11 protein-coding genes are annotated in these 13,515 nt (G+C 71.8%); 6 read left to right on the top strand and 5 right to left on the bottom strand.

Features of this window, described 5'->3' with window-relative positions:
- Window positions 1-35 precede the first annotated feature (35 nt).
- On the top strand, window positions 36-899 hold the full coding sequence (locus tag J2S41_RS16800) for an aldo/keto reductase (protein ID WP_310368789.1): 864 nt from the start codon (window positions 36-38) through the stop codon (window positions 897-899).
- A 441-nt stretch (window positions 900-1,340) separates the two neighbouring features.
- Here the strand turns inward: J2S41_RS16800 and J2S41_RS16795 are convergent, their stop codons facing one another.
- Window positions 1,341-2,048, bottom strand: a complete 708-nt coding sequence (locus tag J2S41_RS16795) for a type 1 glutamine amidotransferase domain-containing protein (protein ID WP_310368787.1) — start codon at window positions 2,046-2,048, stop codon at window positions 1,341-1,343.
- A gap of 80 nt (window positions 2,049-2,128) precedes the next feature.
- Here J2S41_RS16795 and J2S41_RS16790 point away from each other — a divergent pair, with 80 nt between their 5' ends.
- Together J2S41_RS16790 and J2S41_RS16785 are read left to right on the top strand one after the other, a co-directional pair.
- A complete protein-coding gene (locus J2S41_RS16790) occupies window positions 2,129-3,031 on the top strand; it encodes a LysR family transcriptional regulator (protein WP_310368785.1) in 903 nt (300 codons plus the stop codon).
- Window positions 3,032-3,261: 230 nt separating this feature from the next.
- Window positions 3,262-4,263 (top strand): LacI family DNA-binding transcriptional regulator, encoded by a 1,002-nt coding sequence (locus tag J2S41_RS16785; RefSeq protein ID WP_310368783.1) that lies wholly within the window; start codon window positions 3,262-3,264, stop codon window positions 4,261-4,263.
- On the opposite strand, the gene J2S41_RS16780 is transcribed toward J2S41_RS16785, so the two are convergent.
- Together J2S41_RS16780 and J2S41_RS16775 are read right to left on the bottom strand one after the other, a co-directional pair.
- On the bottom strand, window positions 4,260-5,630 hold the full coding sequence (locus J2S41_RS16780) for a glycoside hydrolase family 43 protein (RefSeq protein WP_310368782.1): 1,371 nt from the start codon (window positions 5,628-5,630) through the stop codon (window positions 4,260-4,262). The two genes, J2S41_RS16785 and J2S41_RS16780, sit on opposite strands and share 4 nt — an antisense overlap.
- On the bottom strand, window positions 5,627-7,255 hold the full coding sequence (locus tag J2S41_RS16775; protein WP_310368781.1) for a glycoside hydrolase family 27 protein: 1,629 nt from the start codon (window positions 7,253-7,255) through the stop codon (window positions 5,627-5,629). Before J2S41_RS16775 ends, J2S41_RS16780 begins: the two co-directional genes overlap by 4 nt.
- Before the next feature lie 287 nt (window positions 7,256-7,542).
- On the opposite strand from J2S41_RS16775, the gene J2S41_RS16770 reads away from it, so the two are divergent.
- From J2S41_RS16770 to J2S41_RS16760, 3 genes are all read left to right on the top strand, one after another.
- Window positions 7,543-9,120 (top strand): glycoside hydrolase family 43 protein, encoded by a 1,578-nt coding sequence (locus J2S41_RS16770; RefSeq protein ID WP_310368780.1) that lies wholly within the window; start codon window positions 7,543-7,545, stop codon window positions 9,118-9,120.
- A gap of 172 nt (window positions 9,121-9,292) precedes the next feature.
- On the top strand, window positions 9,293-10,420 hold the full coding sequence (locus tag J2S41_RS16765; protein ID WP_310368778.1) for a peptidoglycan recognition protein family protein: 1,128 nt from the start codon (window positions 9,293-9,295) through the stop codon (window positions 10,418-10,420).
- A 48-nt stretch (window positions 10,421-10,468) separates the two neighbouring features.
- Window positions 10,469-11,473: an LLM class flavin-dependent oxidoreductase gene (locus tag J2S41_RS16760; RefSeq protein WP_310368777.1), complete on the top strand. Its 1,005-nt coding sequence runs from the start codon at window positions 10,469-10,471 to the stop codon at window positions 11,471-11,473.
- A 298-nt stretch (window positions 11,474-11,771) separates the two neighbouring features.
- Here the strand turns inward: J2S41_RS16760 and J2S41_RS16755 are convergent, their stop codons facing one another.
- Window positions 11,772-12,194: an HIT family protein gene (locus J2S41_RS16755; RefSeq protein WP_310368775.1), complete on the bottom strand. Its 423-nt coding sequence runs from the start codon at window positions 12,192-12,194 to the stop codon at window positions 11,772-11,774.
- Between the two features lie 145 nt (window positions 12,195-12,339).
- Window positions 12,340-13,455 carry a substrate-binding domain-containing protein gene (locus J2S41_RS16750; protein WP_310368772.1) on the bottom strand — a complete coding sequence of 372 codons (1,116 nt, stop codon included), beginning with the start codon at window positions 13,453-13,455 and terminating at the stop codon, window positions 12,340-12,342.
- Between the last annotated feature and the right edge of the window lie 60 nt (window positions 13,456-13,515).

The raw sequence follows: 13,515 nt of genomic DNA, 5'->3' as shown, positions 1-13,515 counted from the left end.
TCCCGAGACGATCGTCTCCCGAGGAAAGAAGCCCCATGTCTGAGACCCTGCTCTCCGCGAAGCCGTCCGGCACCTACGCGATCGGCGGCGACCTGCCGGTCACCCGCCTGGGGTACGGCACGATGCAGCTCACCGGCCCCGGCGTGTGGGGCGACCCGGCCGACCCGGACGAGGCGCTGCGCGTGCTGCGGCGCACCGTCGAACTCGGCGTGACGCTGATCGACACCGCGGACGCGTACGGCCCGTTCACCGCCGACCTGCTGCTGCGCAAGGCGCTGCACCCGTACCGTGATGATCTGGTCATCGCCACCAAGGTCGGGCACACCCGGCAGGGCCCGAACATCTGGACGCCGCTCGGCCGCCCCGAATACCTTCGCCAGCAGACCGAGCTGAACCTGCGCCACCTCGGCCTCGAGCGCATCCCGTTGCTCCAGCTGCACCGCATCGACCCGGCGGTCCCGCTGGAGGACCAGATCGGCGAGCTCGACGCGCTCCGCCGGGAAGGCAAGATCCAGCACATCGGCCTGTCCGAGGTGACGGTCGCGCAGCTCGAGGCCGCCCGCGCCATCGCGCCGATCGTCTCGGTGCAGAACCGCTACAACCTCGTCGACCGCGACTCCGAGGACGTGCTCTCCTACGCGGAGGCCAACGGCCTGGCGTTCATCCCGTGGTTCCCGCTGGCCACCGGCCGGCTCGCGCAGCCCGGCGGCCCGCTGGAGGAGCCGGCCAAGCGCCTCGGCGTCACCCCGTCCCAGCTCGCGCTCGCCTGGCTGCTGCGCCGCTCCCCGGTCATGCTCCCGATCCCCGGCACGTCCTCCGTCACCCACCTGGAACAGAACGTCGCCGCCGCCCAGATCACCCTCTCCGACGACGACTTCACCACCCTCTCCCACGCCTGACCCCCCTGCTCCACCCACCCCGCCGCCCCGCGCCGCCCGCCATCCTTGTCGCCGATCTAGGGCGGATTCCCGCGTTTGGAGATCAATGCGCCGGAATCCGCCCTAGATCGGCGCCGGTCTGGGGCGGTGGGCGCGGTGCGGTGGGCAGCAGCGCAGTGGGCTGCGGCGGCCAGCGGCGCGGCGGCCAGCGGACGCCCCCGCCCGCGCCGCGGCGGCCAGCGGACGCCCCCGCCCGCGCCGCCCGCCACCCTTGTCGCCGATCTAGGGCGGATTCCCGTGGTGGGAGATCAATGCGCTGGAATCCACCCTAGATCGACGCGGCAAGAGGGCGACGCGGCAGGAGGGTGGCGCGGCAAGAGGGCGGCGCGGCAAGAGGGCGGCGCGGCAAGAGGCGGGCGCGGGGAGCGGGCGGGCGCGGGGGAGCGGGTGGGGCGGAGGGTTCTAGTGGGTTTTGGTGAGGGTGTGCAGGACGGTGTGGGCGGTGTCCACGCTGGACTGCGGGTTCTGGCCGGTGATGAGGTTGCCGTCGATGACGACGGTGCTGGACCAGGCGGCGCCCGGCGTGATCGTCGCGCCCAGGTCGCGGAGGCGGGACTCGACCCACCACGGGGTCGCGTCGCCGGTGCCGCCCTGGCGTTCCTCCTCGTCGGTGAAGACGGTGAGGCGGCGGCCGGCGAAGAGGAACGTGCCGTCGCCGGCCTTGGCGGAGATCAGTCCGGCCGGGCCGTGGCAGAGTGCGGCGATGGTGAGGCGGCGTGCGTCGGCGTCGGCGAGCAGCCGGGCCAGGTCGGGGTCGGTGGCCAGGTCGGTCATCGGGCCGTGGCCGCCGGGCAGGTAGATCGCGTCGTAGTCGCCGGCGGCGGCGTCGGACAGCGGCAGGGGAGCGCGCAGTTCGTCGGCGATCGAGTCGAGGTAGGCGCGGAACTCCGCGGCCTCGGCCTCGCCGACGCCGCCGCGCGCGTCCAGGCTTGCCGGGTCGACCGGGGCGGGACGGCCGCCGGGCGTGGCGATGCGCACGTCGACGCCGCCCTCACGCAGGATGCGGTGCGAGGCGGCGACCTCCTCGGCCCAGAAGCCGGTCGGGTGGGCGGTGCCGTCCGCGAGCGTGAGCGTGTCCGCGGCCGTGACCACCATGAGCACCGAGGGCATGGTTCCTTCTCCGTTCCACGTGGGGTGTTCACACCGAACCTATCGCCGCATGCGCGACCGGCTATAAGATTCCTTATACCGTGGATCTTGACCTGCTCGGCACGTTCCTGGACGTGTACCGCACCGGATCGCTCTCCGCCGCCGCGACCGCGGGCGGGCTGAGCCAGCCCGCCGTGTCCGGCCGGCTGGCCCGGCTGGAGCGGCAGGCCGGTGGGCCGCTGTTCGACCGTACGCCGCGCGGCGTGCTTCCCACGGCCCGCGCGGACGAACTGGCCCGCCGTATCGCCCCGCACCTGGACGCGTTGCGCCAGGCCGTGCCGGCCGGTGGTCCGGAGGCGCCGGAGCCGCTGGGCACGGTACGGCTGGCCGGCCCGGCCGAGCTGATGTCGCTGCGCGTGCTGCCCGCGCTCGCACCGCTGATCGCGCGGGGCCTGACCGTGCGCGCGTCGTTCGGCCTGGCCGAGGACCTCCTCGCGGCGCTGGGCCGGTGCGAGTACGACCTGGTGGTCTCCGCGATCCGGCCGGCCGCGCGTGCGCTGCGCGCCACCCCCCTGATCGACGAGCAGTTCGTGCTGGTGGCGACGCCCGCGCTGGCCCGTACCGTGGATGCGGCACTGCTCGGCGCGAACCCGGTGACCGCGCTGTCGCACCTGCCGCTGGTCGCGTACGCGGAGGATCTGCCGATCGTCCGGCGGTACTGGCGGTCGGAGTTCGGCCGCCGCCCGCCGAACCCGGTCGCGCTGACCGTGCCCGACCTGCGCGCGGTGCTGGCGGCCGTGGTCGCGGGCGTGGGTGCCTCGGTGCTGCCGCGATACCTGGCCGATCCGGCGCTGGCGTCCGGCGCGGTGATCCAGTTGCACCGGCCGGTGATCGAGCCGCTGAACACGCTCTACCTGGTGACGAAGCCGGGGTGCGGCGGGCGGTCGGCCGAGGTGGTGCACGCGCACCTGCGCGATCACGCGCGGCAGTGGGGCTCACTGTGACCGCGCCCGCCGGATAGGCCACCACCGGCGCCGGCGCTCCTCGCGCACCGGGGCGTCCGGCAGGGCCGACCGGGCGGATCGCTTCGCGGCCTCCACGCTCAGCAGCACAGCAGCGAGATTCATGACCGTGACCTCCTCAATGATCCGTTAACGTTCCCGTGAGCGTTCACGTTAACGTTAACGGCATGCGGCGCGAAGGTCCAGGGGAGGGCGGATACGATGCGACGATCGTGAGTGAACAGCAGCAGCCGCCCCGGCGCGTCACCCTCAAGGACGTGGCGCGACTGGCCGGCGTCTCCCACCAGACCGTGTCCCGCGCGATCAACGACAAGGGGGAGATCGACCCGGACACCCGCCGCCGCGTGCTCGACGCCGCCCGCGAGCTGAACTACCGGCCGTCCCGGTTCGCCCGCGGCCTGGTGCGCCCGGGCGCCACCACGCTCGGCCTGATCGTCTCCGACGTGGTGAACCCGTTCTTCCCGGAGCTGATCGCCGGCGTGATAGAGGCCGCGGAGGCGAAGGGCTGGCAGGTGCTGATCAGCAGTACGCAGAACCACCAGTCCCGCGAGCCCGAGGTGATCCGCACGCTGGCCGCGCAGGTCGACGTGCTGATCGGCTACCTCAGCGAGCCGGACGCCACGCTGGCCGGGGCGACCGAGGGCGTGCCGCTGGTGGTGCTGGGCCGCCCGGTGCACGAGCCGGCGTTCGGCGGCGTGGTGGTCGACGCGGCGGCCGGCGTGCGCGCGGCCGTGGCGCATCTGGTGGCGAGCGGGCACCGGGCGATCGGCATGATCGACTGCCCGACCGCGGCCGGCGGGGTGCCGGACCGCCGGCCCGCGTTCCTGGCGGCCATGGCCGAGCACGGCCTGACCGTGGCCGACGACGCGATCATCGGCGGCTCGCCCACGGTCGAGGACGGCGAGGCGCGGTTCACGCTGCTGCGCGCGGCCCGGCCGGACATCACGGCCGTGTTCACGTTCAACGACCTGCTGGCGCTCGGGGCGTACCGGGCCGCGCGCCGCCTCGGCGTGTCCGTGCCCGGCGACTGCGCGATCGTCGGCTTCGACGGGCTGCCGATCGGCGAGCTGATCGACCCGCCGCTGACCAGCGTGGCCATCGACAAGCGCCGGATGGGCGCGGTGGCGGTGGCGGAGGCCGCCCGGCTGCTCGCGGGGGAGCCGGCCGGGCGGGTCACGCTACCGGTCGAGCTGGTGGTCCGGGGCAGTGCCTAACCGCCGGTGAACTGCCACGAGTCCACGTTGAACAGATAGCCGGAGCCGCCGGCGAACCTCAGGTAGAGGTCCCGGGTGCCGGTGAGGCCGGACACCGGGCAGGAGACGGTGGTCCAGGTCTGCCAGCCGCCGGTGGCGGGGACGGTGCAGGTGCCGGCCGTCGTGCCGGTCGGTCCGCCGATCCGCAGCTCGATGCGCCCGCCGGCCGCGGCCGAGGCGACCCGGGCGGTGAAGGAGGCCGCACCCGTACCGAAGGCGACGCCCTTGACCTTGATGTAGTCGCCGTTGTCGAGGAAGCCGACGTTCATGCCGCCCCCGGACGCGGGCTCGGTCTCCACGCCGGAGCTCCACGCGATGGTCTCGGCCTCCTGCCGGGCGTACGGATCGAGCGTGCCGTTCTGCGGCGCGCCGGCCTCGGTCATGGTGATCGTCGGGATGGTGCCGTCCGCGTTGTAGGTGAACTTCTCGACCGCGACCGAGCGGGTGAATCCACCCCCGCCGGGCAGCGCGCCGTTGTGGTAGAAGAAGTACGACCCGCCCTTGAAGTCGATGATGCCGGCGTGGTTGGTGAAGCTGGTGCCCTGCGTCGGCATGATGGTGCCGCGATACGTCCACGGCCCGGTCGGCCCGGGCGCGGTGGAGTAGGCGATGAACTCGGAGCAGCACTTCGCCGCGAAGACGTTGTAGTACAGGCCGTTGCGCCGGTAGACCCAGGGCCCTTCCTCGTAGAGCGTGGGCCGGTTCGCGTCGCCGGTGCGGGTGCCGAAGCCGGCCGTGGTGAGCGGGATCTGGTGCACGCCGCCGCTGTAGCTGACCATGTCGGTGTTCAGCCGTACGTACCACAGGTTGGGGTTGCCCCAGTAGAGGTAGGCCTGGCCGTCCGTGTCGATCAGGACGGTCGGGTCGATCTCGCCGTTCTCGACCAGCGGGCGCCCGATGGCGTCGGTGAACGGCCCGGTGGGGCTGCTGGACACCCCGACGCCGATGGCCATCCGCCCGGTCGCCCGGCTGGTCACCGGCACGTACCAGTAGAACCTGCCGTTGCGTTCGACGACCTGACCGGCCCAGGCGTCCGCGCTCGCCCAGCTGAACGTGGCGACGCTCATCGGCGAGCCGTGGTCGGTCCAGTTGACCATGTCGGCGGACGAGTAGGCCCGCCACTCCCGCATGGTGAACCAGGTGGAGCCGTCCTCGTCGTGGCCGGTGTAGAGGTAGACGCGGCCGTTGTGCACCAGCGGTGCCGGGTCGGCGGTGTAGATGGTCTGCACGATCGGGTTGTCGGCGCGCGCGGGCCCGGCGGGCACGACGATCAGCGCCGGCACGACGAGCAGCGCGAGCGCGCACAGCAGCGTGGTGAGCCGTCTCATCGCCGGCTCCACAGCTGGTTCGCCGCGCCGGTGCAGGTCCACAGCAGCACCAGCGTGCCGTTGGCGGTCTGGTTGTCGTTGACGTCCAGGCACAGGCCGGACTGGTTGCCGCGGATCGTGCCGTTGGACTGCAGCGTCCACTGCTGGTTGGCGCCGCCGTTGCAGTCCCACAGCTGTGCCTTGGCCCCGGCGGTGGCGCCGATCGGCGCGTCCAGGCACTTGCCCAGCGCCTGGAGGCTCTGACCGGCCACGGTCCACGTCTGGTTCGCCGCGCCGTTGCAGTCCCAGATGACCGGCTGGGTGCCGTTGGCGGTGTTGCTGTTCGGCACGTCCAGGCACCGGCCGGACGCGGCGCTGACCAGGCCACCCGAGGCCGGCTGCTGCGGGTCGCCGGTGGTGCCGCCGCTGACCCGGTAGACCACGGTGCCGTGCGCGGGCACGCTGGCGCTGATCGTGCCGGTCGTGGTGGTGGTCGCGCCGGTCCACGCGTCGACCAGCGAGTACGACGCCGCGCCGGACTTGCCGATCGCCGCGGCGGTGGTGGAGATGGTCCGGGTGGCGCCGCCGGAGTTGAACAGCGCGACCGCGACGTCGCCGTTGGCCAGGCGCTTGGCGAGCACCCGGTGGCCGGCGTCGCCCGCGACCTGCACGGCCTGCCGGCCGAGGGAGTCCTGATTGATCGCGATCAGCCGGGGGTTCTTCAGGATCGTCTGGGTGGCGGCGGACATCGACCGCACGTCGTTGCCGGCGATCAGCGGCGCGGCCATGACCGCCCACAGCGCGAAGTGCGAGCGCTGCTCGGTGTCGGTCAGCGTGCCGCGGCCGACCTCCATCATGTCCGGGTCGTTGAAGCCGCCCGGCTCGGCGTACCGGGCCAGCGGCACGTTCACGTCGACGATGTTCTTGATGCCCATCGGGTAGCCGTTGGTCTGCCCGGTGTCCCAGGCGAGCGTGATGTCCTCGGTGGTGCGCCAGATGTTGGCCACGTCGCCCCAGTCGCGCTGCGGGCCGGTCTTCTCGTGGATGCTGTTCGGGTTGATGCTGTAGAGGATCGGCCGGCCGGTGGCGGCCAGCGCGTCGCGCATCAGCGCGAACCTGGCGACCTGCTCACCGATGGTGCCGGTGGGCGAGCACCAGTCGTACTTGAGGTAGTCCACGCCCCAGGCGGCGAACTGCCGGGCGTCCTGCGCCTCGTGGCCGAGGCTGCCGGTCGCGCCCGGGTAGGAGTCGAAGTACTGCGCGCAGGTCTGGTCCAGCGGCGCCTGGTAGATGCCGAACTTGAGGTTCCGCGCGTGCAGGTAGTCGCCGAGCGCCTTCATCCCGCTCGGGAAGCGGCCCGGGTCACCCTGGAGATTGCCGTTCGCGTCCCGCTGGGGCGCCATCCAGCAGTCGTCGACCACCACGTACTGGTAGCCGAGGTCGCGCATGCCGGAGCTGACGATGCTGTCCGCGGTCTGCCGGATCAGCTGCTCGTTGATGTTGCAGGCGAACGTGTTCCAGCTGTTCCACCCCATCGGAGGGGTCCGGCCCACCCCGTTGTCCAGGGCGTGCGCCGGTGCCGCGGCGAACGCGGTGGCCGACAGCAGCAGGATGCCCGCGGCGAGCAGGGCTTTCCACCGTCTCATGATCCTCGTCCTCTCCGGATGAGAGCGCTAACATGCCCGCTCGCAACATTGCCAGAACATTTCAAGACATTCAAGAGAAAGAATTTCCTTCGAGGGTACGAAAGGGTGCCGACCGTGCTGAGGCCGTGTCCATAACACTTTTGGCCAATCAACTTTGCCCCTTGATGACGCCGAAACTGAATGGCAACATAGCCAGGCATAAATACGTTGCGCGACGTGCACCGATCACGAATGTGAGCGCGAACATGACACACCTCGGACAGCCGGCCGCCCGGCCCCTGCGACGCATGGCGACTGCCCTGGTCACCGCGATCCTGCTGCTCGTCACCGGCGGCAGCGCCGTTACCGCGCACGCCGCCCCGCCGGCGGACGCCACCTTCACCAATCCGGTGGTGTGGCAGGACTTCGCGGACGGGGACATCATCCGGGTGGGCGACGCCTACTACTACTCGGCCTCGACGATGCACTACTCGCCGGGCGCGCCCGTGCTGCGCTCGTACGACCTGGTCAACTGGGAGTACGCGGGACACTCGGTGCCCCGGCTGGACTTCGACTCCGGCGCCTACGACCTGTCCGGCGGGCGCGCCTACGTCAAGGGCATCTGGGCGTCCGCGTTCAACTACCGGCCGGCGAACAGCACCTACTACTGGATGGGGTGCACCGAGTTCAACCGCACCTACGTCTACACGTCCGCGTCGGCGGGCACCGGCTGGTCGAAGCGGGCGCGGATCAACAAGTGCTACTACGACCCCGGCCTGCTGTTCGACAACGACACCCCGTACGTCGCCTACGGCAACGGCACGATCAGCGTGGCGCAGTTGTCGCCCGACCTGACCTCCGAGGTCCGGTCGCAGACGGTCTACCAGACCCCGCCGTCCATCGGCACCCTCGAGGGCGCGCGGATGTACAAGCGCGGCAACTTCTACTACATCTGGCTCACCCGGCCCGCCAACGGCCAGTACGTGCTGCGCTCGACCAGCCCGTGGGGCCCGTACGAGCAACGGCAGGTGCTGCTCGACCTGCCCGGGCCGATCCAGGGCGGCGGCGTACCGCATCAGGGTGGCCTCGTGCAGACGCAGAACGGCGACTGGTGGTACATGGCGTTCACCGACGCCTACCCCGGCGGCCGCATGCCGACGCTCGCGCCGATCACCTGGAACGGCGACTGGCCGGTCCTGACCACCGTCAACGGCCGCTGGGGCACCACCTACCCGAAGCCCGCGATCAACACGACCCGGACCGTGGCGCCGATGACCGGCTCGGACGACTTCACCGCCGCCACGCTCGGCCCGCAGTACGAGTGGAACCACAACCCGGACACCGGCCGGTACAGCGTCGGCAACGGCCTGCGACTACAGACCGCGACCGTGACCGGCGACCTCTACAACGCCCGGAACACGCTCACCCGGCGCATCCAGGGGCCGTCCTCCACCGCCACGATCGAGCTGGACTACACCGGCATGGCCAACGGCGACCGCGCCGGGCTGGCCATGCTGCGCGACCAGTCCGCCTGGATCGGCATCCGCAAGGACAACGGCGTCACCCGGGTCTCGATGACCAACGGGCTGAGCATGTCCACCAACGGCTGGACCACCACCGGCACCGGCAGCGAGCAGGCCGGCGCGACGGTCACCGGCGGCCGGATCTGGCTGCGGGTCAACGCCGACATCCGCCCCGGCGCGGGCCGCACGGCCACCTTCTCGTACAGCACGAACGGCACCACGTTCACCACGCTCGGGCCCGCGTTCACGCTCAACAACGACTGGCGGTTCTTCATGGGCTACCGGTTCGGCGTGTTCAACTACGCCACCACCGCGCTCGGCGGCGCCGTCACCGTCCGCCAGTGGCGGGTGAGCGCGCCCTAGGTCATCTTCCGATTCGGGCTGATTCGCCGCTTTCCGGGGTTAGCCTCGCGGGGAGGAACGATCGATCACGGGGGTATCGACAGTGCGCGATTGTCAACCTGGCCTGTGGGGCTGGGCGGCGAGGCGACGCTCGACGGTCCGGGTGCGCCGGGTTGGAAAGGGCCCAGTGCCGATGCGCGGATGGGTGCTGCCCGCCCTCACCGCCGTGGCGCTCGGCGCCGGTGGCGTCGGGGTCGCGGTGGCCGGGCAGACCGACCCGGCGGTGCAGCGGGTGGAACTGGCCGCGGCGCGTGACGGCGGGACGGTGACGCTGCCGGCCCGTACCGTGCGGCCGTTCAGCCTGATCGGCGTGACCTGGCCGGACGCGGCGCAGTCGATCTCTGGTACGGCGCAGGTGCGCACCCGCACCCGGCATGCCTGGAGCCAGTGGCGCGCGCTCGACGTCGACCAGCACTACGGCCCGGACGGCGACCGGGCCGAGGCGACCGGCATGCGCGGCGGCACCGACCCGCTCTGGGTGGGCCCGGCCGACGGCGTGGAGCTGCGCATCCGCGCGCTCGGCCGGTCGCCGCTGCCGTCCGGGATGCGCCTGGAACTGGTCAACCCGGCCGTCGCGTCCGCGGTGCCCACCCCGCCGTCCGTGGTCACCGCCACGCCGGTGGTGCCGGTGCCGGCGCCGCTGGTCGGCGCGCCCGCCATGGTGGACCGCGCCGCCTGGCGGGCCGACGAGCGCATCAACCGCGGCGGCGTCGTCTACACCGGCGCGCCGCAGGTGATGTTCGTGCACCACACGGCCGGGACGAACGACTACACCTGCGCGCAGTCGGCCGCGCTGATCCGGGCCATCCACGTCTATCACGTCAAGAGCCGCAAGTGGGGCGACATCGGCTACAACTTCGTGGTCGACAAGTGCGGCACCGTCTACGAGGGACGGCGCGGCGGCGCGGAGCTGCACGTGATGGGCGCGCACACGTTCGGGTTCAACACCAACTCGCTCGGCGTGGTGGTGCTCGGCACGTACGGCGCGAAGGGCGCGTCCGCCGCCGCGATCCGCTCGCTGGCCCACCTCGCCGCCTGGAAGCTCGGCCCCGAGGCCGCCGACCCGGCCGCGCAGGCGATCCTGGAATCCCGGGCGGACAACCGCTACCAGCCCGGCAACCAGGTGATCTTCGCCCGCGTCTCCGGGCACCGCGACGGCGTCCAGACCGAGTGCCCCGGCAACGCGCTCTACCGGCAGATTCCCCAGGTACGCCGCCAGGCCGCCGCCCTGATCGCCAAGGCGCTGGCCCAGCGCGCCTGACATTCGCAGGCAACGGGACGAATCGCTCGGCTGGTTAGGCTCGACCGCATGCCGATCGCCCTGTCTGCCCTGGAACTCGCCCTCACCGAAACCGGCCGGACCGCCGCCGACGCGCTGGACGTGGCCATGCGCGCCGTGAAGCACGTGGACGAGCTCGGCTACCGCCGGGTCTGGTTCGCCGAGCACCACGGCTCGACGCTGGCCGCCAGCGTGGTCCCGCCGGTGCTGATCGCGCACGCCGCGGCCCGGACCTCCCGCATCCGGGTCGGCGCCGGCGGCGTGCTGGCCCCGAACCACGCGCCGCTGACCGTGGCCGAGCAGTTCGCCACGCTCGCCACCCTGCACCCGGACCGCATCGACCTGGGCATCGGCCGCGGGCCGGGCACGAACGACCAGCAGATCATCCGGGCGCTGCGCCGCGGCGCGGACCCGACCACCGACGCGCAGTACCAGGCGGACGTGCGCGAGGTGCTCTCGCACGTGTCCGGCGAGTCCGGAATCCGGCTGACCTCCGGGCCGGCCGGCGTCGAGATACCGCGGCCGGCGCCGTGGCTGCTGTCGTCCAGCCCGGCGGGCGCGGAGCTGGCCGCCGAGCTGGGCCTGCCGGTCGCCTTCGCCCACCACTTCCGGCCGGACCAGACGGCCGCGGCCGCGGCCCGCTACCGGGAGCGCTTCCGGCCGTCGCGCTGGCTCGACCGGCCGTACGTGATGGTGGCGCTGGAGTCGGTCGTCGCGGACACCGACGAGGAGGCGGCCCGGCTCGGCATGCCGATGGCCCTCACGTTCGCCTTCATCCAGACCGGCCGCGGCGACGAGGTCCTGCCCACCCCGGAGGACGCGGCCGCGATCGGCCTCCCCGACGACGTCCGCGCCGGTGTCGAGGCGCACACCGCGGCCCAGGCCCGCGGCAGCGTGGACACGGTGGCGCGACGTTTCGCCGAGGTGGTGGCGGAGACCGGCGCGGACGAACTCATGCTGGCCTGCTCCATCTACGACCCGGACGCCCGCCTGCGCAGCTACGACCTCGCCATGAAGGCCGCCGCCCTGGCCTGACCCGGCGCCGCCCCGTCCAGCCGGATCTCGCACTGTCAGGTCCACCCGTGACCGTGGTGGACCTGACCCGGCTGCACGGTCCCGGAAGGCGAGAAGAACGTGGGATGGCGGAGCGGAACCACTGCCGATGGCGGTACCGGTTCGACCACGCGAGTTACTCCGTGGTCAGGCCGATCGTCGCGCTGACATCGGCGCCGTCGAAGGTGGTGCAGCGGAGCCGGCGCCGGTGAGGTCCGCGCCGCCGACGTCGCGCCCTCACATCGAACGCGTTCAACCTACCTCGGCGCCGCAACGGCCGTCACACACCGGCCGGTCCGGTGAGCTGACCGCGCAGAGCCGTGGCGATGACGTCCTGCTCCTGGACGGAGACACGCTGGTCCTCGGGCGCACCCAGGTAGCCGAAGACGCGCGGCCCCCGACGATCCTCCGGGACGTCCGGCATGCGCGGCACCACATGGAAGTGCACGTGGGCGAAGCCCTCCTTCTCCGCGAACTGCACCAGGTACGTCTTCGCGCACCCCGTCACTGCGCGCAGCGCCCGCGAGAGCCGTACCTGCCACACCCCGAGGCCCGCCGCCTCCGCATCCGTCAGCTCGGCGATCGACTCCACGTGCCGGCGCGGAACGAGGACCAGCCACCCCGGCAACGCCGAGTCGAAGGCGTGGGCGACCCGCCATCGCTCGTCCGCCCCCACGAGTTCCCGCGGCGGGAGCGTATCCATCGCCTCATTGTGCCGGCAGGTATGACAGTCCATCGCCGACACGCTAGTCGCCACTGCCCGCCGGCACGACCGGGACCGGAGGCGGGCACGGAAAAGCCCCTGGGATCGCATGATCCCAGGGGCCCTGTCCGTCAGGGACGGCTGATTACTTGGTCAGCGCGGACAGCGTCGGGTCGTTGGCGTACGCCTCGGCCGCGTTGGCCTTGGTGACGACCACCGGCGGCAGCAGGTAGGCCGGGACGACCTTGACGCCGTTGTTGTACGACGTGGTGTCGTTGACCTGCGGGGCCCCGCCGGACTGCAGCGCCTTGACCATGTCGATCGAGGCCTTGACCAGGTTGCGGGTGTCCTTGTTGATGGTCATGTACTGCTCGCCGGCGACGATCGACTTGACCGACTCGACCTCGGAGTCCTGACCGGTCACGACGGGCAGCGGCTTGCCGGCGCCCTTGACCGAGGTGATGATGGCGCGGGCCAGGGTGTCGTTCGGGGAGAGGACGCCGTCGAGCGTCTTGTTGCCGTTGTAGGTCGAGGTGAGCAGCGCGTCCATGCGGCGCTGCGCGTTCTCGGCCTTCCAGCCGTCGGTGGCGGTCTGGGTGACCTGGGTCTGGCCGGAGCCGACGACCACGTTGCCCTTGTCGATCTCGGGCTGCAGGACGCTCATGGCGCCGTCGAAGAAGACGCCGGAGTTGTTGTCGTCCGAGGAGCCGGAGAACAGCTCGATGGTGTACGGCCCGTTCGGCTTCTTGGCCTTCATGCCGTCCAGCAGCGCCTGGCCCTGGAGCTGGCCGACCTTGAAGTTGTCGAACGCGACGTAGTAGTCGACGTTCGCGGTGCCCTTGATCAGGCGGTCGTAAGCGATGACCTTGATACCGGCGTCGTGCGCCTGGTCGACCTGCGCGGAGAGCTGCGCGGCGTCGGTGGCGCCGATGATGATGACCTTCGCGCCCTTGGTGATCATGGACGAGATCTGGTTCTGCTGGTCGGCCACGGTGGTGGACGCACCGGCGGACTGGACGTCGGCCTGGAAGCCGGCCTCCTTCAGCCCGTTGGTGAACAGGTCGACCGCGAGAACCCAGTTCTCCGAGGTCTTCGCCGGCAGCGCCACGCCGATCAGCGAGTCGGCCGCGAAGCCGCCGGTGCCGCCACTGGCGCCGCCGGACGGGTTCTCGCCCTCACGCTCGGAGCCACAGGCGGCCGAGGACAGGGCCAGCAGAGCGACGGCGCTGATCGCCACGCTCCTGGCGAGGTACTTACGCATGGATGGAGGTGCCCTTCTTCAGTGAATGTCACGGGGCGGACGGACCTGCCCGCCCCGCGT

Source organism: Catenuloplanes atrovinosus (assembly GCF_031458235.1).
In the GTDB taxonomy this organism is placed as follows: domain Bacteria; phylum Actinomycetota; class Actinomycetes; order Mycobacteriales; family Micromonosporaceae; genus Catenuloplanes; species Catenuloplanes atrovinosus.
Note: the sequence above shows the minus strand (reverse complement) of the source record. Positions and strands in the feature narration are given on the sequence as shown.

Bases quoted from the DNA above. Each gene is read 5' to 3' on its own strand.
- J2S41_RS16800 (WP_310368789.1), top strand. From the start codon at position 36: ATGTCTGAGACCCTGCTCTCCGCGAAGCCGTCCGGCACCTACGCGATC.
- J2S41_RS16795 (WP_310368787.1), bottom strand. From the start codon at position 2,048: ATGCCCTCGGTGCTCATGGTGGTCACGGCCGCGGACACGCTCACGCTC.
- J2S41_RS16780 (WP_310368782.1), bottom strand. From the start codon at position 5,630: ATGAGACGGCTCACCACGCTGCTGTGCGCGCTCGCGCTGCTCGTCGTG.
- J2S41_RS16775 (WP_310368781.1), bottom strand. From the start codon at position 7,255: ATGAGACGGTGGAAAGCCCTGCTCGCCGCGGGCATCCTGCTGCTGTCG.
- J2S41_RS16770 (WP_310368780.1), top strand. From the start codon at position 7,543: ATGGCGACTGCCCTGGTCACCGCGATCCTGCTGCTCGTCACCGGCGGC.
- J2S41_RS16765 (WP_310368778.1), top strand. From the start codon at position 9,293: ATGCGCGGATGGGTGCTGCCCGCCCTCACCGCCGTGGCGCTCGGCGCC.
- J2S41_RS16760 (WP_310368777.1), top strand. From the start codon at position 10,469: ATGCCGATCGCCCTGTCTGCCCTGGAACTCGCCCTCACCGAAACCGGC.
- J2S41_RS16755 (WP_310368775.1), bottom strand. From the start codon at position 12,194: ATGGATACGCTCCCGCCGCGGGAACTCGTGGGGGCGGACGAGCGATGG.
- J2S41_RS16750 (WP_310368772.1), bottom strand. From the start codon at position 13,455: ATGCGTAAGTACCTCGCCAGGAGCGTGGCGATCAGCGCCGTCGCTCTG.